Source organism: Peribacillus simplex NBRC 15720 = DSM 1321 (assembly GCF_002243645.1).
Taxonomy (GTDB): domain Bacteria; phylum Bacillota; class Bacilli; order Bacillales; family DSM-1321; genus Peribacillus; species Peribacillus simplex.
This window is the reverse complement of the sequence record NZ_CP017704.1, coordinates 1,699,991-1,724,222: the sequence shown is the minus strand read 5'-3', so window position 1 is coordinate 1,724,222 and position 24,232 is coordinate 1,699,991. Positions and strand designations below refer to the sequence as shown.

The 24,232-nt window shown below is 38.1% G+C and carries 16 protein-coding genes, 2 pseudogenes and 1 riboswitch; of the genes and pseudogenes, 13 read left to right on the top strand and 5 right to left on the bottom strand.

All coding sequences use genetic code 11. From position 1 onward, the window contains the following. Positions 1 to 387 precede the first annotated feature (387 nt). Positions 388 to 1,692 carry a helix-turn-helix domain-containing protein gene (locus tag BS1321_RS08135; RefSeq protein ID WP_063235946.1) on the top strand — a complete coding sequence of 435 codons (1,305 nt, stop codon included), beginning with the start codon at positions 388 to 390 and terminating at the stop codon, positions 1,690 to 1,692. A gap of 330 nt (positions 1,693 to 2,022) precedes the next feature. After that, complete coding sequence (locus BS1321_RS08130; protein ID WP_063235947.1) at positions 2,023 to 3,183, top strand: MFS transporter; 1,161 nt, start codon at positions 2,023 to 2,025, stop codon at positions 3,181 to 3,183. 196 nt (positions 3,184 to 3,379) lie between these two features. Here BS1321_RS08130 and BS1321_RS08125 read toward each other — a convergent pair. Both BS1321_RS08125 and BS1321_RS08120 read right to left on the bottom strand, forming a co-directional pair. Then, positions 3,380 to 3,972, bottom strand: a pseudogene (locus tag BS1321_RS08125) (IS6 family transposase). A 155-nt stretch (positions 3,973 to 4,127) separates the two neighbouring features. After that, the gene (locus BS1321_RS08120; protein WP_063235948.1) at positions 4,128 to 5,360 is read right to left on the bottom strand and encodes a MerR family transcriptional regulator; all 1,233 of its coding nucleotides are present in this window, start codon (positions 5,358 to 5,360) and stop codon (positions 4,128 to 4,130) included. 185 nt (positions 5,361 to 5,545) lie between these two features. Here BS1321_RS08120 and BS1321_RS08115 point away from each other — a divergent pair, with 185 nt between their 5' ends. The 5 genes from BS1321_RS08115 (at position 5,546) to BS1321_RS08095 (ending at position 11,820) form a co-directional block, all read left to right on the top strand. Continuing rightward, positions 5,546 to 6,832 carry an NAD(P)/FAD-dependent oxidoreductase gene (locus BS1321_RS08115; protein WP_063235949.1) on the top strand — a complete coding sequence of 429 codons (1,287 nt, stop codon included), beginning with the start codon at positions 5,546 to 5,548 and terminating at the stop codon, positions 6,830 to 6,832. Positions 6,833 to 6,845: 13 nt separating this feature from the next. Then, positions 6,846 to 8,318 (top strand): aldehyde dehydrogenase family protein, encoded by a 1,473-nt coding sequence (locus BS1321_RS08110; RefSeq protein ID WP_063235950.1) that lies wholly within the window; start codon positions 6,846 to 6,848, stop codon positions 8,316 to 8,318. Positions 8,319 to 8,363: 45 nt separating this feature from the next. Beyond that, positions 8,364 to 9,782, top strand: a complete 1,419-nt coding sequence (locus tag BS1321_RS08105; RefSeq protein WP_063235951.1) for an MATE family efflux transporter — start codon at positions 8,364 to 8,366, stop codon at positions 9,780 to 9,782. A 45-nt stretch (positions 9,783 to 9,827) separates the two neighbouring features. Continuing rightward, positions 9,828 to 10,109: a cupin domain-containing protein gene (locus BS1321_RS08100; protein WP_063235952.1), complete on the top strand. Its 282-nt coding sequence runs from the start codon at positions 9,828 to 9,830 to the stop codon at positions 10,107 to 10,109. Positions 10,110 to 10,200: 91 nt separating this feature from the next. After that, positions 10,201 to 11,820: an amidohydrolase gene (locus tag BS1321_RS08095; protein ID WP_063235953.1), complete on the top strand. Its 1,620-nt coding sequence runs from the start codon at positions 10,201 to 10,203 to the stop codon at positions 11,818 to 11,820. Positions 11,821 to 11,951: 131 nt separating this feature from the next. On the opposite strand, the pseudogene BS1321_RS28730 reads toward BS1321_RS08095, so the two are convergent. Beyond that, positions 11,952 to 12,570 (bottom strand): annotated as a pseudogene (locus BS1321_RS28730) (IS110 family transposase); the annotation flags it as partial. A gap of 410 nt (positions 12,571 to 12,980) precedes the next feature. Between BS1321_RS28730 and BS1321_RS08080 the strand changes: the two are divergent. From BS1321_RS08080 to BS1321_RS08065, 4 genes are all read left to right on the top strand, one after another. Beyond that, on the top strand, positions 12,981 to 14,279 hold the full coding sequence (locus tag BS1321_RS08080) for a hypothetical protein (protein WP_063235956.1): 1,299 nt from the start codon (positions 12,981 to 12,983) through the stop codon (positions 14,277 to 14,279). Between the two features lie 176 nt (positions 14,280 to 14,455). After that, entirely contained in the window at positions 14,456 to 15,643 is a 1,188-nt protein-coding gene (locus BS1321_RS08075; RefSeq protein WP_063235957.1) for a M20 family metallopeptidase, read from the top strand. Positions 15,644 to 15,655: 12 nt separating this feature from the next. Next, positions 15,656 to 15,856: a DUF3311 domain-containing protein gene (locus BS1321_RS08070; RefSeq protein WP_053344651.1), complete on the top strand. Its 201-nt coding sequence runs from the start codon at positions 15,656 to 15,658 to the stop codon at positions 15,854 to 15,856. Then, a complete protein-coding gene (locus BS1321_RS08065; protein WP_063235958.1) occupies positions 15,853 to 17,376 on the top strand; it encodes a sodium:solute symporter family protein in 1,524 nt (507 codons plus the stop codon). Before BS1321_RS08070 ends, BS1321_RS08065 begins: the two co-directional genes overlap by 4 nt. Positions 17,377 to 17,680: 304 nt before the next feature. Here BS1321_RS08065 and BS1321_RS28500 read toward each other — a convergent pair whose 3' ends face one another. Continuing rightward, complete coding sequence (locus tag BS1321_RS28500) at positions 17,681 to 17,809, bottom strand: hypothetical protein (protein WP_255256698.1); 129 nt, start codon at positions 17,807 to 17,809, stop codon at positions 17,681 to 17,683. Positions 17,810 to 19,088: 1,279 nt separating this feature from the next. Then, positions 19,089 to 20,432, bottom strand: coding sequence for an alpha/beta hydrolase family protein (locus BS1321_RS08060; protein WP_063235959.1), 1,344 nt, complete (start codon positions 20,430 to 20,432; stop codon positions 19,089 to 19,091). A 351-nt stretch (positions 20,433 to 20,783) separates the two neighbouring features. Continuing rightward, positions 20,784 to 20,949: riboswitch (M-box (ykoK) riboswitch) on the top strand. A 289-nt stretch (positions 20,950 to 21,238) separates the two neighbouring features. On the opposite strand from BS1321_RS08060, the gene mgtE reads away from it, so the two are divergent. Both mgtE and BS1321_RS08050 read left to right on the top strand, forming a co-directional pair. Continuing rightward, entirely contained in the window at positions 21,239 to 22,597 is a 1,359-nt protein-coding gene (gene mgtE, locus BS1321_RS08055; protein WP_174524199.1) for a magnesium transporter, read from the top strand. 491 nt (positions 22,598 to 23,088) lie between these two features. Beyond that, the gene (locus BS1321_RS08050; RefSeq protein ID WP_063235960.1) at positions 23,089 to 24,117 is read left to right on the top strand and encodes an NADP-dependent oxidoreductase; all 1,029 of its coding nucleotides are present in this window, start codon (positions 23,089 to 23,091) and stop codon (positions 24,115 to 24,117) included. Positions 24,118 to 24,232: the final 115 nt, after the last annotated feature.

The window sequence follows — 24,232 nt, the reverse complement described above, 5'->3', positions numbered from 1 at the left end:
TTTTGTACCAATCATGTTTAAACCTGCTTAAGCCTTCGTGCACTTCATACATACCTTGGTTTTTATTTAACGAATACTTAACGTTATTTTCGTTAAATGTATTATATAATTAAGAATAATCTATTTCAATAAAATTTTCAGATAAAATAGAATATTTTTTTTCAAGCTTTAGGAATCTTGCTAAACAAACAATAGGCTTAGGATCCTTGAAATGCATTCGTACCCACGATTGAGAAGTCAACCATATTAAAAAGTAGCACTGTTTATTTATGTCAAACGGTGCTTTACATGTTATTAATATTTGGATCTCATTATTATTCCCTGTTGGGGTTAATTGGTTATTTTGATATAATAAATCTAATAGTAGGATGTAGGGGTGAAGGAAACTTGTATAAAATTGGTGTTGTAGGTCCACTTGCATCTTTAAAGAAAATTCGGGATGTAACCAATGAATTTGAGCATGAAATAGATTTTATTGATTTTCCATATGAAGATGCACGAGAGGTAACGGACATTATAAAAAATCACCAAAGTACTGTAAATGGTTGGTTTTTCTCTGGACCAGTTCCTTATAGAATAGCAAAAGGAATGTTGGATTCAGAGGCTAATTTTACATATTGTCCTCCTGTAGGATCTAGTTTATATAGATGTTTTTTACAAATGTCTGCAGATCAAAAACATTTTTTCGATAAGATATCCATCGATATGATTCGATTGGAAGACTTTTTTTTGCAAGAGTCGCTGCAAGAGCTAGGGATTTCCACCGAACATATTTATGTAAAAACATTTGATGAACAATATGATTATCAAGAAATTGTTCAATTTCATCTTCAGTTATGGAGGGAAGGGGAGATACATGGTGTCCTAACCGTTTTACAATCTGTATATGAGGCCTTGAAGAAAGAAAATGTTGCTGTCTACAAAATAAATATGACAAAGATGGAAATTCGACAAGCGGTCAAAATTTTGATTGAAAAAGCAAAAAGCACCTATTTTAAAGATAGTCAGATAGGTGTAGAGATTATTGAAATTGATCAGTTTGATCAATTTGTAGACGAGGTTAATATTCGTTATCATCTTCAGCATTTGGAGCTGAAAATTAAACAAACATTGCTTTCATTTTGCGAAAAATTAGATGGATCCCTCATAGAAAATGGAAACGGCCGCTATCAAATATTTAGTTCACGGAAGGCAATTGAACGAGAAATTAGTAGCTTGCAAAGTACTGTTCAATTACTGGCCCTTGATATGGATGTCTCAGTTGCAGTTGGTATTGGTTTTGGTGAGACGGCTGCATCGGCTGAAATCAATGCTCGCAAGGCGATCCGTCATTCGAAAACGCAAGGCAGTTCCGGAATTGTTGTTATCCAAGAAGATGGTGTAATGATTGAATCCGTAGGTCAAGAAGAACAATTGGCATATACCTTCCGTTCTAATGATAAAGAACTGCTTGATAAATTGAATCAGGCTAACATTAGTGTAAAAACGTATAAAAAGATAGAAGCATTGGTTGATCGTATGGGCTGGGATGGCTTCACTTCCTCAGACTTAGCTTCTCATTTATCCATGACCGTTCGAAATGCCCAGAGAATAATGAGTAGTTTAAGTGAAAGCGGTTTAGTGGAGTACAAAGGAGAAGAACTTCAATCGCCTAGGGGAAGACCTCGTAAAATTTATATGTTAAAGAAGTAACACCTCGACGTTCTTGGTACGCAAAAAAAATATGGTAATAAGACCTTGTAAGCAATCGTGCTATTATATTTATAACAGAATACATAATCTAAGGAGTATTGAAAAATTCATTTATGTACATAAAAAAGATGGGTACCAATCCGGAGGTAATTGAAAATTCTAAGCGGGATTCATTATCGATTCCTGTCCACGAATTATTTTTTTGTGGTTCTGCCAACTCTTTAGAGAAAAATTAGAAGGAGTATGGGAGTGAATGAGAAAAGACCTAGCTAAACATGGCGGGCTATTTTTTATCGGGTATTTATCTTGCTTTTTAGAGAGGAGTTAAATTTGGATAAACGCGTGTATTTATTGGCGATTGTCTCGTTTGTTGTCGGGATGGTTGAATTAATCATTGGCGGTTTACTAGATATTGTCGCGAATGATTTAGATGTGAGTCTTGGGCAAGCGGGTTTCCTTATGACTGTTTTTTCCCTTGCATTCGCGTTAGCAGCGCCCATATTGTTATCAGTAACACAAAGAGTGGAACGAAAACGGCTAACTTTAATTACTTTGGTTATTTTTTTATTAGGAAATGTCATTGCCATTTTAAGCCCCTATTATAGTATTTTACTTGTTGGGCGTATCATTGCAGCTTCTAGTGGTTCATTGCTTATTGCTTTATGTTTAACGATGGTTCCAAATATTGTAACTGAACAATACCGTGCAAGGGCGATCGGAATTGTTTTTATGGGAGTCAGTGCCTCTCTTGTACTAGGGGTACCAATTGGATTGATGCTTGGAAATGCTTTTGGCTGGCGGGCCCCCTTTATCATGATCTCCATCCTAACCTTAGTTTCGATGGCGGGGGTGTTTTTCTTTCTGGAAAGGATGGCACCAAAACCCTCTATTCCAATTAGAAGACAATTACGTACATTGAAAAATCGAAAAATTTTATTTGCCCAGGCAACTTCCTTTGTCATGTTGACAGGTCATTTAACACTATATGGATACCTAACTCCATTTTTAAAAATGAAACTAGGCCTTGATGGAACATGGGTTAGTATTGTCTATTTAATTTTTGGAATTGCAGCTGTAGTTGGCGGGGGAATTGGAGGCTTTCTGGCTGACCGTTTCGGCTCAAAGCGTACTATAATTTCTGTCATTATCTTTTTTGCGGTTTCTATGTTATCAATCCCTTATACAACCTTCTCTTTACCGCTTTTCCTAATCTTGATGGTAATATGGAGTATGCTAAGTTGGGCGATCACACCAGCGATGCAAAGTTATCTGATTGAGTTGTCACCAGAAACCTCGGATATCCAGCAAACCTTAAATAATTCGGCGGTCCATGTCGGTATTGCTTTTGGTTCATTTATTGGTGGAATTGTCATTGAGCAAACCTCTGTCGAGTTCAACCCTACAGTTGGTGGTGTGCTCGTCTTGATATCCTTAGGTACAGCTGCTCTTTCTGTCATGAGTTATGGTCATCAAGAGTTCAAAAAAAGCTGATTTCCCTTAAAATTGTCTTAGCGTGTTTCTTTCCTTTTTGCTGGCGGCACCCGGGTAATACCAGCGTCCGTGCAACCAGAGGCAAAGTATATCCAATTTTGTTTATATAATCCTATGGGTTCCGGTACAAATACTTAGGAAAGATATAAAGCGGCGAAAAGTTTCCTAGAGGAACAATTCCAAATAGATGGATGAACTACACATGATTTTGGACAGGCTTGTCCATTGAATAATTCGCATTTTTTGCCATATGTATAGCTTGTATTCCAGAAATAATGGATGTAGCTGTGCGAAAGGGTTTCAATCCTAACATCGAACGAACCTGCTTTTTAATGAGATACTTCACTTGCCTTATTTGGATGCCTAATGGCATCTTTTTTTTCTCAATTCTTCAACTACAATAGGATAAGCCAGATTTTTATCGACTGTCACGACACTAGAATCAGAAAATATGAAAAGACTGCAAAGAATTGCTTTGCAGCCTTGTGGTTTCTTGTTTTGCTTAGGTGAAAATCGATGGTATTTCCATTCGAATCGTACCGGTACACTTTGATTTATGTTTCATCGACTCTCCAAGAGTCATTGGTTTGCTTGAGATGACGACGGATTCGTTTGTCTAATTCAAGACCATACTGATGAACCCAACGCATAATCGTTGTATGAGCAAATGATAAGCCCCGTTCTTTCATCATTTCTACCTAATCACGAAAGCTAAAGTTTCCATCTTACTGTTTGCAAAAAAATATCATGATGATAATGTTTCCACTTGAATAAATTTCGCTTTTTCATTCTGAAGCACCTTTATTAGAGTAATAGTATCAGTATGTCCAAAATTTAGAGATTACTTGTATTTATCTCGAAGTTTTCGCACCAGAACTTTTTTTGCTACAAGGGAGCTGTCTCATCCGTCAACTAGCCTACTTTTCGGCCAGCCTCTTTGTGTGCTATTTTTTCATACTAGCCAAATACATTAGCATGTGGAATTTTTCGTCTATTACATGATAATCAAAAAAAGGCCCTGGATCTGTACAGTAACCGATATTTTCACTTTGCGTAATTTGAAATCCGTTGACTGATATATTTTCTTCTATGTATTTTGGATATAAAATATGCACGTGGGAATTTGGATATAAGGCTGAAATATTTTTCAAGGATTTGGCCGAGCTATCATAATAGGAGTACCCGCCGACAATTGTTGAACTGCTATGTAAATAGTTTTTTAGAACATGAATTGGGAACTGCGGATTGAGCAGTGAAAAATCATTTGCTGTAAAACTATCCACAAAAACATCGATGCTAAGCGGTTTCAATGGCAGGTTTAAATCAGAATTCAAAATATAAAGGACATTTGGCTTCGGATTCATACGCTCAATTCTTTTTCTAACCTTCTTGAGCATCGCAAGCGAATAGCCACTGAATACATAGGATGCGCTCGTTTCAAGAATATCGATATATTTGGGTAGTGACACAAAAGCGTCAACGTTTGTTTCCACGATTAACTTGTTTTTCAAATCTACATTTTGTAGAACTTTTTGAAACCAAAAATTACTTTTTTCAAATAAGTTAATCATATTGGGATTGATCTCTTTAATCGTTTCTTTATCGTAAAAATAAGATGGATAAGGAGACGTCTCGTACAAGTTCCCGGTAATGATAATACCTTCCTCGATAGCTGCCTCGTATCCACAGGTACAAGTTAAACTCCCAGTTTGAATGTAGACTTTTTTAATCGTCACATCTTTCATTTCAAGTGGAATGTGGCACTTCGGACAATAGAGCAAATTTACAAAGGAAAGTGGGACCCCTGTAAAATTCTCTTCTTTGGATGAAGGCGAGTTGGTTTGAACCGTTTTTTCAATCAATTGGATAGCATTTGATATGTCTTCTTTTTTCTTGGTCAGCTGGTTCTTTTTATCAATGAGAAAGTTGTTGTAGTAGTCGATATCCTCATGGTCCGAGAAGTTTGTGACACGCTGATACGATAAAATTTGTTGAATTTCTAGCAGTGAAAAATGAAATTTTTTCAGCTCAGTAATAAAAGCCATGTCGTCGAGACACAATTGGTTCATTTGATACTGGGTGTTTTTTTTGTCTGGTATTAATAATCCCAGTTCAATGTAATAACGAACGGTATCGGTGGTAACATGAAAAAGCTTTGCAAATGTACCAATTTTCATAGATGCCCCCCAATGAAGAAAGTGGAGTTACTCCACTTTTTTACGAAAATGAATTCAAAAAACTCTTAAATGGCTATTGACTTGGAGGAAACTCCAAGTCATATGATGGACTCAATAAGTGTGAATATTGTGAATAAAATTTGACTGTATTATAGCATACATGTCACATAAGGAGAATAACAAGCATGGATAAGATGGATCGAATGGATACTCTATCACTGTGGGCAGTGACTGCAAACAGCTATGAAAAAGGAAAGTTTCTTGAAGGAAATGAAGAGGCTGATGTTGTCATTATTGGAGCAGGTTTCACAGGTCTTTCTTCTGCGTATCATTTGCAAAAATTAGGGAAGAGTGTCATTGTCCTTGAGCAAGAAACGATCGGATATGGTGCCAGCGGTCGTAACGGCGGGATGGTATTGCCAGGCTATAAGCCAACGATGAAGGAGCTTGCCAAAAAGTATGGTGCCGACGAGGCAAGACAGCTTAACGATCTCTCCTTGTTTAGCGTTGAACTGGTTAAAAAAATCATTGACGAGCATCAAATCAACTGTGACTTTAGAAAGACAGGTCACATTGTGGCGGCTTACAAAGCCAAGCATTTTGAAGAATTGAAACATGAAAGCGAATTCTTAAACAAAAATTTTGGGTACGATTCAAGCGTGCTTGATCGAAGTCAGTTGCATCAAGAGATCGATTCCCCACTTTATTATGGCTGCTTAGTCGACAACTCGAGTTACTCGTTCCAGCCACTGAATTATGCAATTGGTTTGGGAGAAGCAGCTAGATCGATCGGTGCAAAAATCTTTGAGCATTCGAAAGCACTATCTATTGAGTACGGTCAAAACAGAGTGAAAGTTGTAACAGAAAAAGGAGCTGTTACTGCGAAAGACATTATTGTCGCTACAGATGGTTACTCCGGAAAAATCATGAATGAACTGAACAAAGGCGTACTGCCAATTTCGGCACGTATTATTGCTACTGAACAGCTTCCAGAATCACTGGTGAATACCGTCATTCCTAAAGATCGCATGGTTTTTGATACAAGCAATTTCCTTTACTATTTCCGACGTACACCAGATAATCGGATCGTATTCGGCGGTGGCGATATTCGTCCAAACTTAGGCGATGCCGTTTATCAAAGTGTTTACGATGCCATGGTTAAAATAATGCCAAAACTAGCAGGAAGCAAGATTGATTTCAGTTGGGGTGGATTTATCGGGGTTACAATTGATACGTTCCCTGTTATCGGCAAATCCAAAGAAGGCGCATATTTCGCAACGGGTTATACGGGCCACGGCGCTTCTCTCTCGACATTGTTTGGCAAGTTATTGGCACAATGGATCGTTACGGGGAGTGCAGGTGGATATCGATTTGAAAAGGAACGCCTCAAATCATTCCCATTCTATAATCAGAAAACCATGCTGGTAAATCTAGCACATATTGGTTTTAAACTGGTAGATATTATTGCTTAAAGGAGAGTTGTTTATGAAAATAAACATGTTCATTGATGGGAAATGGGTAGAAGCATTATCCGCTGATAGACGAAACATTATCAATCCTGCAACCGGAGAGGTGATCGCAACGTCTGCTGATGGATCAGCAGACGATGCGAAGATAGCAATCAAGGCGGCCCGTAAAGCGTTTGTCAGCGGGATCTGGTCGGATTTATCAGCTGATGAAAGAGCTGATTATCTCTATAAGATAGCAGACCGTCTTGAAGAGAAGGCAGCTGAAATTGCACGTTTGGAAACTGCAAATAACGGTAAGGTTATTCGTGCAACCACCTATGTGGATATTCCGGTATCGATTCAATGCTTCCGCTATTATGCTGACTTGATCAAAGGCATGAAAAAGGAATCTTACACTCGTGCTGATTCTTCAGAAACAATTATTATTCATGAACCGATTGGTGTTTGTGGACTTATTGTACCTTGGAACTTCCCACTTATGTTAGCTGTTTGGCAAATTGCTCCTGCACTCGCCGCAGGGAATACAATTGTACTTAAGCCTGCTGAGGCCACTCCTGTAAGCGTTTTCAAATTATTTGAAATTATCGAAGAGGTTGGACTTCCGGCCGGAGTGGCAAACTTGCTATTGGGACCTGGATCAACAGTTGGGAATGAGCTTGCCGAGAGCCATGATGTTGACAAGATTGCCTTTACTGGTGGAACAAAAACAGGCCAAAGCATTATGCGCGCAGCTGCGGGCAATATGAAAAAAATCACCCTTGAACTGGGTGGTAAATCTCCACTTATTGTGTTTGACGATGTGGATTTTGAAGCTGCAGTCGAGAATGCGATGTTTGGTATTTTCCACAATGCTGGGCAAGTTTGTTCAGCTGCATCTCGTTTGCTTGTACAAGAGACCATTTACGATAAGTTTGTTGAAAGATTAGCCGAGCGTGCAAGCAAAATTGTAGTTGGCAACGGGGAAAGCGAAAACATTGAAATGGGAGCCCTCACAAATGAGACTCATATGAATGAAGTTTTACATTACATCAAGAGCGGAATCGAAGAAGGTGCAAAATTAGTTTGTGGTGGTAAGCGCTTAACAGAAAATGGGCTTGATCGAGGATTTTTTATTGCGCCAACGATCTTTGCTAATGTAAATGCGAATATGCGTATTGTTAAGGAAGAGATTTTTGGTCCAGTCCTTGTTGTACAAAAATTTAAAGATGAGGAAGATGCCATCCAAAAAGCGAATGATTCCATTTATGGATTAGCTGGTGCTGTATTTACTGAAGATATGGATCGAGCAAAACGTGTCATTAGTAAATTGCGTGCGGGAATTACTTGGATTAATAGTTATCATCTCGCTTATGTTGAAGGTCCTTGGGGAGGATATAAGCAAAGTGGAATCGGCAGAGTGTTAGGTGCTGTTGGGCTGGAGCACTTTATGGAAACGAAGCAAATCAATATCCACCAGCATGCCAAGCCTGTAGGTTGGTATGCGAATTAATAGAGCTTAACTTACTACATCTATTATTTATAGGGGGACATGCTCATGAAAATAGCAGACAACCGTCCGTCATCGAAGATAGAGCAAGTAGAAGTAATGAATAAGCCAGCGTATGATTCATTGCTGGGAACTAAAAGTATTCCGTTACTATATTTACGATTTGCTTTGGCAGGAATTATGGCTAACGCGATTCTAGGGGTTGCAGCGGTTGTCGATGGCTATTTCGTCAGTGGCTTTCAGGAGGTGGAAGTAGAAGGGATTGGAATTGGATTTACGGTCATGGTTATTACCCGTATGCTTGGAGTTCTTTTGGGTGTGGGAGCCGGAGCGGTCATTTCACTTCGGCTTGGAAAAGGGAAAATCGAAGAAGCTAGAGGTATTATGGGACAAACCTTATGGTTTACTCTTTTCTTCTCCATTTTGCTAGCTGTAATTGGAGTGGTCCTTGAAAATCAAATTATGACCTTATTCGGAGCAAGTGATGAAGCGCTTCCATATGCGGTGCAATATAGCCGACTGCTATGGGTATCATTGCCATTAACGATATTGGCCGTTGTATTAAGTGTTTTAACAAATATCGATGAAAAACCTGTTTTATCAATGAACAGTTGGTTAGTCGCAGCAGTTGTTGGTGGGATTACAGAATGGATAATGGTAACGAAGTATGACATGGGGATGATGGGTTCCTCATGGGCCAATACGATTTCTCAATCGATCCCTGTTTTCCTGATCTTTTATTTCTGGTTTGGTAAAACAAAACTTAAGCCAAAAATGAAAGATATGATGATTAATCTCAAGACGATCGGTGAAGTGGCTTGGACGGGCTTTGCATCTTTCTCGAGTCTGTTCATGATGTTTATTGCCATTATTTTCTTCAACAACATGCTGCAAAGCTACGGTGGTGGGCTGCACGTTGCCGCTTTCACGATTCAAAACGGTTACATTACAAATATGCTCGCCTTAGCAGCTCTCGGTGGGATGACAGGACTTCAACCGATCATTAGTTATAATTACGGTGCGGGCAACCTTGATCGTGTTAAACAAGCAATTAAGATGGGACTCATTTTTACGGTTGCCTTCTTTGTGATTGTGACAGCCATACTAATCATTTTTGCAGATCCAATTGTGTCATTTTTTTCCGTTGGTAATCCTGAATTGCAGAAACTGGGCATTTGGACGACAGTTGTATTCAATTCTTTGTTTACGCTTAATGCAGTCAGCTTGCTTATCTCCGGTTATTTCGAAGCACAAGAGAGAAACTGGTCCGCAACGTTTATCAGTGTTAGCAAAATGCTGTTGTTCATGTTCCCGTTTTTATTTATTTTCCCGAAATTCTGGGGTGTAGAAGGTATATGGTACGCAGGTCCTGCTGCAGAAATTCCAGGCCTTCTCATTGCCATATACTTTATGAAAAAAGAGTTCAAACGTTTAAAAGATACAAATGTTAAGACAGTACGTTTATAAAACCTATTCCTTCAAAATTACCTATAAGAAAGAGAGAGGATCATCATGTTTTTTGCGAAAAAACTTACAGCAGAAGAAGCACAAGAACTAGGTGTTGACACGTGGGAACCATGGGTAGGCGAACCGAATAAAGGAACGTGGCATCTAGAAGAACAGGAAGTTTTCTATGTGACAGACGGTGAAGTGTTTATTTCTGTTGATGGAGAAAAGTATCTTATTACAAAGGGCTGGGTCGTTTCCTTGGCTAAGGACCTTGTCTGTGAATGGGAGTGTCCAGTATTTTTGAAAAAGAATTATAAAATGAACCATGAGATCAATCTGAAATAATGTGAAATGGGGAGTGGGCAAATTTTAAGCAGATGAATGCTAAATACTGAATTGATCACTCTAAAAGAGTAATTTCGAAAGGGATGAGTTTATGAAAGCTGATGTTGTATTGATAAATGGAGAAGTTATTACAGTAGACCAAAAGAATACAGTAGTCGAAGCTGTAGCAATAAAGGATAATCGTATCGCAGTTGTTGGTTCAAATCAGGAGGTTAAGAGTTTTATAGGAGAAAAAACGGATGTAATTGACTTGAAAGGAAAAACGCTTCTTCCTGGATTCATTGATTCTCATATTCACCTCATTTTTTATGGGGTGAATCAGTTGGCGGTAAGTTGTAAAGCTGAACATATCGATTCTATCGAGGCTTTGTTAGATGACCTGAAAAAGAAAGCCTTAGTAACTCCTAAAGGTGAATGGATACGTGCTTGGGGCTTTAATGAAACCGGTGTGAAAGAAAAGCGTTATCCAACAATCGCTGAGCTAGATGAAATTTCAGATGAACACCCCATTATTGTATCACGTACTTGCAGCCATATAAGCGTGGTGAACAGCAAAGCATTAGAAATTGCGCAAATTAACGAGAACACCCCGGATCCTAATGGGGGAGTTATTGAAAAGAATAAGGCAGGAAGGCTTACAGGAAAATTAATTGAAGCAGTAAATATGAGTATGAACGAGTTTGCAAGTTATACAGAAAGTGAACTGATGAAGGCTGTGAAAATTGCATCAGATCATTTCGTTGCAGCGGGCATAACAAGTATACATGAGGCAGGTGGAAATGGTCCTGAGAGTTACCGTTTACTGCAACAAGCTGTGAAGAGTAAGGATATTCGTGTCCGAATATATGCAATGATATGTCAGGTGAATAACTCCCATGAATTTGTTAATAAAATGGTCGAAGCTGGTGTGGTAACTGGTACCGGAGATGAGAGATTCAAAGTTGGACCAGTTAAATTGTTTACAGATGGAAGTAGCACCGGGCCTACAATTGCAACTCGTGAGTCGTACTCCAGTGACTCTAACAATTATGGCATTCTTTATTATAGTGAGGAAGAAATCTATCGGGTTTTAGGTGAAGCACATAAAAAAGGCTATCAAATCACTGTACATGCACAAGGTGATAAAGCCATTGAAATCTATTTGAATTGTGTGGAAAAGGCGTTGGAGGAATCACCAAGAAAAAACCATCGTCATCGGATTGAGCACGCGGGAATTTCTTCACCAGATTTACAAGAGAGAATGAAAAAACTCGAGATGGTTCCTATTCCAAATCCTCCATTTCCATATGAATTCGGAGAGATATATGTCCAACACTATGGTGATCGTGTTAATCACATGTATGCTGTTCGTGATTTTATTGATCGTGGCATCATGGCAGCAGGTGGATCGGATGCGCCAGTTACAGACTATAATCCTTTATTAGGAATTCATGTTGCTGTCAATAGAAAAAGCCAGTCTGGAATGGAGTTTGGTGCTAATCAATCTATAAACGTAATGGAAGCTATTAAACTATACACCTGGAATGGCGCTTATGCGAGTTTTGAAGAAGAGATAAAAGGAAGCATAGAGGTCGGAAAGTTGGCGGATTTAGTTATATTAAATGACAGCATTTTAAGTGTCAGCCCAAACCAAATTAAAGATTTAAAAGTAGAAACAACTATTATTGATGGTGAAATTATCTATCAAGAAGAACAATCAGTGAAAATTTAATATATTATAGTTTGCAAACCACGTAATCTTTGTAATGTTACGTGGTTTTTTATCGAAAAAGGTACCCAAAATTAGTTGAAAGGAAGGTTCTGGTGCCAGAGCTTGCCTCAGCGAGGTGCAATCCTGCATGCAAGCAGGGAACGGGCTCTTTTATGCCTGGAATGTCGCTTCATACATAATTTCCACCCGGTTACGATATCTTGAGGCTGTAAGGAACATAATTCAGCTGGGGTAGGAAAGAGTGGTAGGATTGTGATTGCCACTTTACATGATACGTCTTTAAACACTTGCCGGAGCTCGGGAAAACAACATCCACCCAGCGATTAATTTGGTTGATGGAGCTTACAAGACGCTTAACGATCACATCTCGGTTAGACCATAAGGACACGAAGTTTTTTCTAATGATTATGAAATGGAACGAACGAAGGCATAGTAGCCATTCTTCACTACATCAGCGATGACAAGGGCATCTTTTTTTATCACTTTTGGATTTCGTATTATCACGATTTTCTTTGTTTCTTTTGACATGGTGAGGATTGACCGTGACTACATCAATCTTTTGTTTGAATAGCCACTTTGAAAGGTTCACCCAATAATGACCGGAAGGTTCCATTCCGACTATCGTTGTGTCTAGCTTTTTCATGTGTTTTAGTTCCTTGAACCAGTTTAGTAATCTAAAAAAAACCCTCTTCGTTATTTTCAAAAGACAAAGGTTTCCCGAACACAATCCCCCCGATAGTTTACAGCACGAGTTTTCCAAAAATAAGTGTTTCACCAAATAATTTTCAATCAGTATCGTTTTATAATAAAAATGGATTATTTGTGCTAAAAATCGAATGAGATGGAAAAGTGGTTATGTATCATTTGAATAAGGTATACAACGTGTTTTTCCTTCATGCCGCATGATAAAATGGTACTGAAGGGAAAAGTTGACGTTGATGTGTATACAGCTTTATATTTCATTTCTATCATTCTTTTCTTTTTGCTGCTGTTAGGATCAAGAGTAACATACAAAACTAATCAACAGGACTCAATACAAATTGAGCAAAAGTTAGACAGCAAAAGAATTAAAATTTACGATAATATGACTTACGTTAAACCAGGATATTCTACAAAGAACCATGAATATATTAAAGATGATAAAGGAAGTCGATTACTGGATGTATAAAATCGGACTAGTCGGTCTAAAAACTTCTATAGAACAAATTTTAGTCTTAGCAGAAGAATATAAACACGAGTTGGAATTCATCTCATTGCCCTATGTAAAGATCGAAGAAGTGGAGAATATTGTAAAAGAACATAATCCTCACGTACATGCATGGCTCTTTTCAGGTCCACTTCCCTATGAAATTGCCAAAAAAACACTAAGTACAGATAAAATAATGGTTCATGTTCCTGCTACGGAATCAGGTTTTTATAAATCCTTTTTAGAGATGATCTACGAACAAGGGAAAATCATTGAGCATCTTAGTATCGATACTATGTCCTCAAATAATATTAGCGAAGAAGCTTTGTCACAGTTGAATATAAAAACCAAAAAGATTTATACGAAAGTGTTTGAGACAGAGGTTGATACGGATGAATTGGTACATTTTCACTTGAATTTATGGAATACGGGAAAGACAGAAGGTGCTTTTTCTTGTTTTCCGTCCGTGTGTGAAGCTTTAAGGGAGTATGGCATTCCAGCGTACCGGATGTCGATGAGTAAGATGGAAGTGCGGCAAACGCTTCGAATCCTTTCTGAAAAAGTAAAGACTTCCTACTTTAAGGATACACAAATCGGAGTGGAGATCATTGAAGTCGAATACTTTGACAAAGTGGCAGAGGAAATGAAAACTCCTTATCATTTACAGTACTTGGAACTTCGGCTAAAAGAAATGTTGATTCAACTTGGAGAAAAAATAAATGGTTCCTTTTCAGATAAAGGGAATGGGAGGTACATGATTTTTAGTTCTCGCGGCGCAATTGAACGAGAAATCATTACCCTCGAAGATACCATCCAAAAATTGGCGTTTGAAGCTGATACAACCGTTGCCGTTGGAATTGGCTTCGGCGAGACTGCCTATTCGGCGGAAATCAATGCTTTTCGTGCTATTCAACATTCAAAAGAGATGAAGAAGCGAGAAATTGTGATTATTCAAGATGATGGCAAAATTATCGAATCACCAGGCAAAAAGAAAGAACTGCAATATGATACCCGTACCCACAATAAACCCCTTATAGAAAAGTTGAAAAACGGAAATATCAGTGTTAAAACCTATAAGAAGATATCGGCTCTAGTTCAAAGAATGGGCTGGAGTGATTTTACTACAAAGGACTTAGCGACACATCTTGAAATGACAGAGCGCAATGTACGGCGTATTGTTGCGGATATGTGCGAAGTTGATTTGGCACAATGTGTAGGTGAAGAGGCTAACGCCACCCGTGGAAGACCGAGTAAAATTTATCAATTATTATAAATTACAAGCACCCATAATTTGGGTGCTTTTTTAGTGCAAAAAAACAGTTTGGAATTTTCAAAAAATAATTGTAATAAAGACCATGTGAGATTATACTCTATTTAAGGAATTTTTTCCTTAAACTATCCTAAATTAGAGGTTGGTATGTAAATTGAATGAAAAAGGGGTTGTAGTGGATGTCTCAAACTATAATGATTCATGATTTAATCGAGGCTGTTAAAGATGAAGTGATTGCTTGGAGAAGATATTTACATAAGTATCCGGAGCTGTCTTTTCAGGAGGAAAAAACAGCACAATTTGTTTATGAAACGCTACAAACTTTTGGTGAATTGGAAATTTCACGTCCGACAAAAACGAGTATAATGGCTCGTTTGATCGGTCAGCAGCCTGGGAAGGTTATTGCACTGCGGGCAGATATGGATGCGCTTCCAATTGAAGAAGAGAATGATTTTGACTTTGTGTCACAGAATTCAGGAGTTATGCATGCTTGCGGACATGATGGGCATACGGCGATGCTGCTTGGAGCAGCAAAAATTCTTACACAGTTAAAGGATCAAATTAAAGGGGAGGTGCGCTTTTTATTTCAACATGCTGAGGAACTACCGCCCGGTGGAGCTCAAGAAATGGTGAGAGCCGGTGTGCTGGATGGGGTGGATATGATCATTGGCACCCATCTCTTGTCGACTCTTCCTTTAGGGAAAATTGGTTTGGGTTACGGTCCGATAATGGCTGGAGCTGATACTTTTAACATTACCGTGGTGGGTAAAGGGGGGCACGCCTCACAGCCTGAACTTACCGTAGATCCCATAGCGATTGGAACACAGGTTGTATCCAATCTCCAGCACATTGTTTCGAGGTATCGAGATGCCCAGGAAGCTCTGGTGATTTCAGTGACTCAGTTCCATGCGGGAAGTGCGATTAATGTTATTCCAAGTAAAGTAAGCATTGGTGGATCAGTTCGAAGCTTCAATCCGGAACTGCGGGAAGAAATCCCGAATTTTATCGAACGGATAGTAAAAGGGATTACTGAAGCACATGGAGCTACTTATGAATTCGATTATCAGTTTGGTTATGCTCCTACCGTTAATGATGAAGAAGTTACCCGATTGATGGACGAAACGGTTTGTGAAGTATTTGGTGAAGAAAGTCGAGAAGTTTCAAAGCCAGTTATGGGAAGTGAAGACTTCTCTGCATTTCAAAAAGTAGTTCCGGGATCTTATATTGTTATAGGAGCTCGTAATGAAGAAAAAGGGATTATATATCCTCACCATCATCCCAAATTTACAGTCGATGAACAGGCTTTACAGTATGGGGTGAAGTTATTTGTTCATGGGACTTTTAAAATGTTAAATCTAACATACTAGGGGGTTAAGAGTTTGAAAAAAATATATTGGCTCGGAATTATCCCGTTTCTTGGCTTTATTGTGGGAGCTTTGTTTACAAATAAAGTAACTCCCTATGTTCTGGGTATGCCATTTTTTCATTTTTGGATTGTACTTTGGTCTGTGCTAACCACAGGTATAATGGGGATTATTTATCTACTGGATCCTGCTAATCAGAAGGGAGATTCAAGATGAATATTGCCGTTTTTTTTATCCTGTTTTTTTTCGTCATTTCTGTTTTGATTGGTATCCAGGCTAAAAAAGGGAAAGAAATGAACTTAGAACAATGGTCAGTTGGAGGTCGCGGAATGGGAGCCCTATTGATTTTCCTCTTATCCGCAGGTGAAATGTATACTACCTTTACCTTTTTAGGTGCAAGTGGTTCGGCTTATGGGGAAGGTGGTTCCATCTTTAGTATCGTGACATATGGCTGTCTGGCTACAGTCATCTCCTATTGGACATTTCCGGCAATCTGGAGGTATGCAAAGAAACACCAATTAGTTTCCCAATCTGATTTTTTTGTGAAAAAATATCAAAGTCCATATCTTGGTGTGCTTGTTGCTGTGATAGGTGTTATAGCTTGTACTTGCTACTTAGTCCTGCAATTGAAGGGGTTAGGATATATCGTTTCTGCAACATCCTATGGGGTCATATCTTCTACAGCTGCCATTTGGGTTGGAGCATTTGGTGTTACCATTTTTGTAATGGTTTCCGGTATACACGGTTCTGCCAGGACAGCTATTTTGAAGGATATTCTGATTCTTGGCATTGTTGTATTTTTAGGAGTTTATTTCCCACTTCATTATTATGGCGGTATTCAACCTATGTATGAGGCTATTGAACAGGCAAAGCCGAACTATACCATACTTCCAGATCAGGGAATGAGTGTTTCATGGTATATATCGACCGTTGTATTAAGCTCTATTGGATTTTATATGTGGCCGCACGGGTTTTCTCCTATTTATGCTGCCTCTAGCGAGAAAGCCCTACGAAAAAATGCAATCCTAATGCCAATGTACCAATTGATTTTATTGTTTGCCTTTTTTGTTGGATTTGCAGCTATCTTACAGACGCCTGGATTAAAAGGAGGCGAAGCCGACCTTATCCTGCTGCAGCTTTCTAAACAGGATTTTGATCCATGGTTTGTGGGCTTAATTGGTGGCACTGGCGTATTAGCCGCCCTAGTGCCAAGTTCCATGCTGTTGATGTCTATATCAACATTGCTGGCGAAGAATGTTTATAGCGTATTCACTCCATCGGCAACGGAAAATCAAATTGCAAAACTGGTAAAATACTTGGTTCCCCTTATTTCACTTGTAGGGATTTACTTGACCTTTAAAGGTGGAAACACCCTCTTTAGTCTCGCTTTAATCGCTTATAATTTCATTACACAACTTGCTCCTGCATTTTTCGCAAGTTTGATGAGAAAGAATTTTGTAACCAAACATGGAGCATTTGCCGGGATTATAACAGGAGGAGTGCTGGTCTCTATTATGGAACTAGGGAACATAAAAATCGGTCAACTGTTTCCTTATCTTCCGCAAGCTATTAAAGACTTGAATGTAGGAATTATCGCCCTACTTGTTAATATCGTAGTCTTGGTGGTTGTAAGCCTGATGACAAAAAACATAAATTATAATCATCAAGGTACCGATAATTTGGAGACAACAACGGTAGGGCATAAGGTATCAATACAAAAAGAGTCAAATAGCTAACTCAACATGATTAATAATTTCGCTTTCAATATAATAATAAATAACGAATGCCCTCAACTATGCGATATGCGGACAGTTTTGCAGGATTTATTTACATCGAGTTCGGATAACGCGATATTGTAGACCGACAAAGAATTGCACTTTTTTTGAAACCAAAGGTGGTCCAGTGCACATGGTAATTCAGCGAGTTTCCCTTTTTTGGAGTAAAGAGGGAAGGGGTGACTTGAGAATCCATGGAAACCAAAGAAGATTAATCTACAAATGAAACAAACCGGCCTGAATATGGCCGGTTTGTTTCAATTAATTACTCTGTTTTAGAACTTTGATCTTTATTTCTTTTATTTCCTTTACTGTTGTCCCCACTAACAGGAGCTTGGCCGTGTAATTGCGGTGAATTTTGATTACGGCTACCTTTATTAAATTTTTTTGTCATGTCTCACATCTCCTTTCTTTTTTCAAATACAGTTTGTCCCTTTTTGGTGAACTTATGTTTTTCAATTGAAAAGAACATTTTTACCCAAGTGTTTTTCAAAACCTTCATTCACGGCCAGTAAGCGGTAGCGCAGTAGGGATGATAGATAGAATAATCATTAGCTGTTGAAAAAAGGGGCTCATCTGAATATCAAGTCAGGTTGGTTAGAATTGAGTCACAGGACTGAGTTAAAATCTAAAAACGCTTGTCGGACCTCCAAGTTTATCGATTTGGAGGCAGCAAAGGGAATTGTCATTTCGCCCTTGATGATCATACACAGACAAAGCGTGCCAAAGGGCTGTTTTGACTATTGAAAGTTCTGATTATGGAGAAAAAATAAAATATCGTTAGGGAATGTTTCGAACTAGAGGATCTTTTTTCATAAGTTCATTCATGAGGTTTGAATTACATAATTCCTACTTTATTTTTAATATGCTTGCAGTGGTAGTTTGTAGCTCTGAAAAAAAGAACAGTATATATAGATAAATGATTTCAAGGATACATGTGGTATTCTTTTTTAAAGCATGTATAAACATCTTCATAGTGATCTTTCCTTTCTTACTGTAATTTCATCAATTATACTAATGATTTTATACAAAATCTTCCTCTTTGTTAGATTACCTACCATTGTTTTTCTGAAAGTAAGGTTTTGTTGAAAAAGAATAGTTCACCAATTCCAAACTGGTGAATATCGTCATGAAAATGAAGAAGGTCCATTTTAAGTGGACAATATTTCCGACAATTACCTCGATAGAATATATTTTACGTACTATTTTGGGAATGACAAAAACTGATTTTGGTATGTACTTTATGAAGGACCAGTCGAATATTTGCTCCACAGTTACTAGCACTTGTACCAATAATTCGGCATGAGGGAGCTTTTCTGGTTGCTGCTTTTTCTAAAAAGATTATTAGCTTATAATTTAAAAGTGGGACAGAGTATCTCGGAGAAAATATAAAAAACAAAAGGCAGAATTATTCTGCCTTTTGTTTTTATATTTAACTTCTACATAGCAATATAGAATTATTTAAAGTGCATTTAACTCATTTAATAAACTATTCAATTCTATAATATCGATATCTCCTGGGAATTCTAAATGATCTTCATTTCTGTTATTAATACAAACCTTTATGGGATACCCAGGGCTAAGATGATACAACTTAAATGATTATTCACCCTAATATTGGGGGCACGAGGATCATTTGAGTGATCTTTGCAAACCCGGGGGAGACACAATTCTCAATTGTCATTTTTATGATCGTCATTACTGGTGATGTCATATTTGTTTAAAAATTCAATAATTCCATTTACCAATCCAGGAGATAATGGTAGTTCAGGATTTGTATAGGTTGCTAAATTTCCATTTCGATCTGCAGGGGCTTCTTTCAATACATGATTCATCTTTTCGAGTATAAGTAATTCAGAATCGCCTTTTTCCTTATGTAACGCTTTTGCGTTAGTTGCCGGCACTTGAATGTCTCTATTGCCGTTTACGATTAGAACAGGGATATTCAGTTCCTTTACTGATTTAATCGGGTTATATTGAATCCAAGAAATCATGTAAGGTTGAACAGAAGGACGGAATACACTTTGCAAATCAGCACTGACAGTCTCGACTTGTTTTCCTTGTTTTAGCTTTGCCAGTATATCTTTGGATTCCGTTAATAACTTCGGTGTCAGTTGCTCTTCAAGCTGTTTAATGAGTAATTGGTCAATAGGTTCGCCTGCACCCGCTAATGAAATGAATATGTCTGTTTCTGTTTTCTTTGCAGCCGCCATTCCAATTAAAGAGCCTTCACTATGGCCGATGATGCCGACTTTGGAAAAACGGCCATCCTTTTTAGCAAATTGAACCCAAGCAGCTGCATCATCAATATATTGTTCAAATCTCAGGTCCTTTTCATTTCCTGCCAATTGCATATTTTCACCAATTCCGCGCTTATCATACCTAATGCTTGCGATGCCTTTTTCAGCAAGACTCTCGGCTAACATTTTCAAACTATCATTTTTCCCGGGATTTGCAATGGTGTTACCATCTTTATCGGTCGGGCCAGAACCCGCAATTATAATCATCACAGGAAAAGGCCCTTTATTTTTTGGTGTTTCTAAAAGGCCTTTAATGGTTCCGTTCTTTAAGTCGGCCTGCACGATTTCACCTGATTCTTTTTCTTCAACTGCCTGATCGGATTTCTTAAGCAATTCAAATGGGAACGCTTGCCCTTTTTGAACAAATGTTCCTGCAATCCTTTCCTGATCTACTTTCCCATCAAACGTTATTTGCTGATTTTGGATTTTCATATCAAAAAACAAGTCTGATTTACTTAACTTTACACTTGTTAAGGGGAATTCGTTCAACCCTTGTACAGGAATACTAATCGTTCCATCTTTCTTCGTAAAATGAACAATGATTGGAAGCGGTTGATTTGGAATCTTAATATCTCCCTCCCACCTGCCTTCAATAGCTTTCAACGAGCTCACTTCCTTCGATTTCTCTTCCACATGTACCGTGTCCTTGGTTCTGCAACCTACCATTAATACAAAAGCACTTACGATAATACATATAATCGAAAAAGGTCTTTTCATTTGAGCAATTTCCTTTCTTTAAATAATTAGAGATAAAAAGATATTTTTTATTAGAACATGTAACGTGTTTTTTTGTTTCAGTCATTCATATCCGTCTTCATTATAAGGAATTTTTAATATATAATTCCAATTTTCCCCTTGCGGTTGCATTTGTTTTTTCGTTGTTCTTTTTAAATATGGTGGTAATTGCGGTTGTACTGAGGGGTGTTTTAAAAAAATATCGAAGAGATATTCAATTAGTCAGTCTTAATCGAGAGCGCTTAAGTCGGTGTTGTTTTCATGGTACCTAAGAATTATTTGAATCAAACATTGACATCTAAAAGAAACTCTTTTAGAGTGGATGTGTAAATTAAATATCCTCGTTAGGTGAGGCTCCTGTGTAGGAGATACGCTACTGCCCAAAAATGTCGAAAGACGCCAATGGGTCAACAGAAACCATCGACATAAGGTGGTTTTTAATGTAGCTGGCTTTGTCCTATGCCACACAGTGCTAAAGCTCTACGAATGGAGGAACTGGATTTATGCTTGTATTTGTCATTCAGTCGTATACGACCGTTTGTATTTGTCATCCAGACAATGTATGTACGCATATATACCGTATTTGACACCTTCATTTGTAATGGAGGTGTTTTTATTTTTTCCTAGTGGTGAGGATAGAGGATAACTATTCACGACGATATACTCGAAGCTTAATGAAAATTGAATGAACACAAAGATTTTGGATGGGGAATAATAATATTTTTTTTACTCTTATTATATTTAAGGGAAATATTTTTTGGCTCCCCTAAAAAGGAGTGAGTGACGAAATGATAAAAGTCCTGACGGAAGATCAAATAACTTTACAAATCATAAAAGTTTTAAAAGAAGGAAAAAAGAAAGAATTTCAAGCAATAGTAGAAGAACTCCAACCATATGACATTGCGCGGATTTTTGAGGGGCTGCCAGAAAAACACCATACACGTTTCTTGTTATTACTTGATTCAGAACAAATCGCTGAACTGATTCAAGAAGTTGAAAAAGTACATCAATTAAAAATTCTTAGTAAATTAGGAATAGAGAAATCCGGCCATGTAATGGATTTAATGGATAATGATGATCTAGCTTCATTGTTAGAGGACCTATCCCCTGGAAAAATCGAAGAACTTCTTTCAGGTATGAAACAAGAAGAATCAAAAATCGTTCAAAATATCATGAATTATCCCCCTGAAACGGCCGGGCGAATAATGACAAACCGTTTTGTATGGATTCCCCAACATTATACGGTTCGTGAATCTGTTGAAAAACTGAAAATCTTTGCGGAGTTTTCGGAAACGATCAACTATCTTTATGTTATAGATAATGATAAAAAATTAGTAGGTGTTGTGTCATATCGGGATTTAATAATAAATGATGAATCTGAAAAAATTCAAGATATTATGTATAGCCGGGTTATTTCCGTATCTGTTTATGAAGACCAAGAAGAGGTAGCTCGTGTTATTGAGCGATATGATTTTTTAGCAATTCCTGTAGTTGAAAAAAATAATGAGTTATTAGGAATTGTAACCGTCGATGATATTATTGATGTTGTCATTAAGGAAGCGAATGAAGATATTGAAAAATTATCGGCATCCGGTAAAGCTATAGACTTTGACACGAAGGCGCACGTGGCCGCATACCGTCGGCTACCCTGGCTTATTTTACTTTTATTTATCGGGTTAGTGTCTGGAACTATTATAAGCGGTTTTGAAGAAACATTGTCCAAAGTTGTTGCACTTGCTTTCTTTATGCCGATGATCGCGGGGATGACTGGAAATACAGGTACTCAATCTTTAGCAGTTGTTGTAAGAGGCCTAATCACTAGTGATACGGATAAAGGAGTCGTAACCAGACTTATTATACGGGAACTGAAAGTTGGATTGATAATAGGTATTACCTGTGGAATATTAATTTCCATCATAGCTTATGTTTGGCAGGGAAATCCCGTTCTGGGAATAGTGGTTGGAAGTTCGTTAGTGATGACCCTAATTATCGGGACTTTAGCTGGGACCATTATTCCTCTGATATTATATAAATTTAACATCGATCCTGCAGTTGCTTCTGGTCCGTTAATTACAACATTAAATGATATACTCTCTTTACTTATTTACTTTGGAATTGCAACGATGTTTATTTCAAAATTGATGTAGACTATCCATTAAACCAAGTTCACATATGTTTGCAAAGTTTTATCAAGGGCGTACATAGTCTCAGCAGTACAAACTGTCCAGGCTGACGTTTTACATCGGGAATTTAGATAAGAAGAAAAAAAGTAGCTGCTGAGCTTGAACATTTGCCAAGCAGACCAATAAAAATAGTGTATTTCAAGCTGCGGCCTTTTCTTGGTATCCAAACGGGGAAAGGCCGTTAAATTTTCCAGGAAGCGAACCGTATATTTTAGAAGTCTAGCGACATTATTTATTCTTAATGAACATGAGAGGTAACAAGGCCTTTTCCTCATGACCTTTATATGAATGAAAAACATGGGACATAATAGGTCGTAGCAAGTTTAGGATTTTCAGGAAAGGCTACATAAAAAGTGTTATGGAAGCAATAGCCAATCATATTCTTTGACCTATGAACTTCATCAGTGATACGCTTCTTTTCGAAATTACGTATTCAAAACCAAGGAGGAACAATGATGACACAAACTAAACAAAAAATAATCACCCTGGCAAACCGTCCAAAAGGTATGCCTTCGAAAGGCGATTTTAACTTTGTTGAGAGTGAAGTTCCCACACCAAAAGATCATGAAATTTTAGTACGTACACTATATTTATCTGTCGATCCATACATGCGTGGCAGAATGCAAGATACCAAATCATATATTGCTCCATTTGAATTGAATAAGGTCATCACGGGTGGCGTTGTTGCTGAAGTTGTTGAGTCCAAATCGAGTTCCTTCAAACAAGGGGATGTCGTTGTTGGGAATATCGACTGGGCAGAATACACAGTTGTCACCGAAAAGGAAATCCGCGTGATAGATCCCAAGGTGGCTCCGGTCACAACTCATTTGGGTATTCTTGGAATGACTGGTTTAACTGCTTACTTTGGTTTGCTTGATATTGGTAAACCTCAAGAGGGTGAAACTGTAGTGGTTTCAGGAGCGGCTGGAGCAGTTGGTTCAGTAGTCGGACAAATTGCTAAGATTAAAGGTGCGAAGGTTGTTGGTATCGCTGGTTCAGATGAAAAACTTGAGTACTTAACGAAAGAGCTCGGATTTGATGGAGCCGTAAATTATAAAAGTGATAGTTTTGCGACAGATTTAGCTAATGCTGTTCCCGATGGAGTGGATGTTTATTTCGATAATGTGGGCGGCGAGGTGTCCGATGCTGTTTTCACACTTTTGAATGCGAATGCCCGAATTCCATTATGCGGAGCGATTTCCTCGTATAATGCAGAAGGGAAAGACTTAGGACCGCGTCTGCAATCGGCTATGATCAAAACGAGTGCACTTATGAAAGGTTTCACAGTTGGAAATTATGCCGCTAGATTCCAAGAGGGTGCTACGGATTTAGGTAAGTGGCTTCAAGAAGGAAAGCTGAAGTATGAAGAAACGATTATTGAAGGGTTCGAAAACACACCTGATGCATTTTTAGGTTTGTTTAAAGGAACGAACCTCGGTAAACAACTTGTAAAAGTTGCGGAACCTGAATTCGCTCAACTATAAGTTTATGGAAATAAAGCTGAAGAAGGTCCTTTGTTGTGATTTTAAGCAGCTTATAATAATAATAGCGGTCTTTTTTCGATATTCAATCGGGGAAAGGCCGTTTTCCTTTTCATAA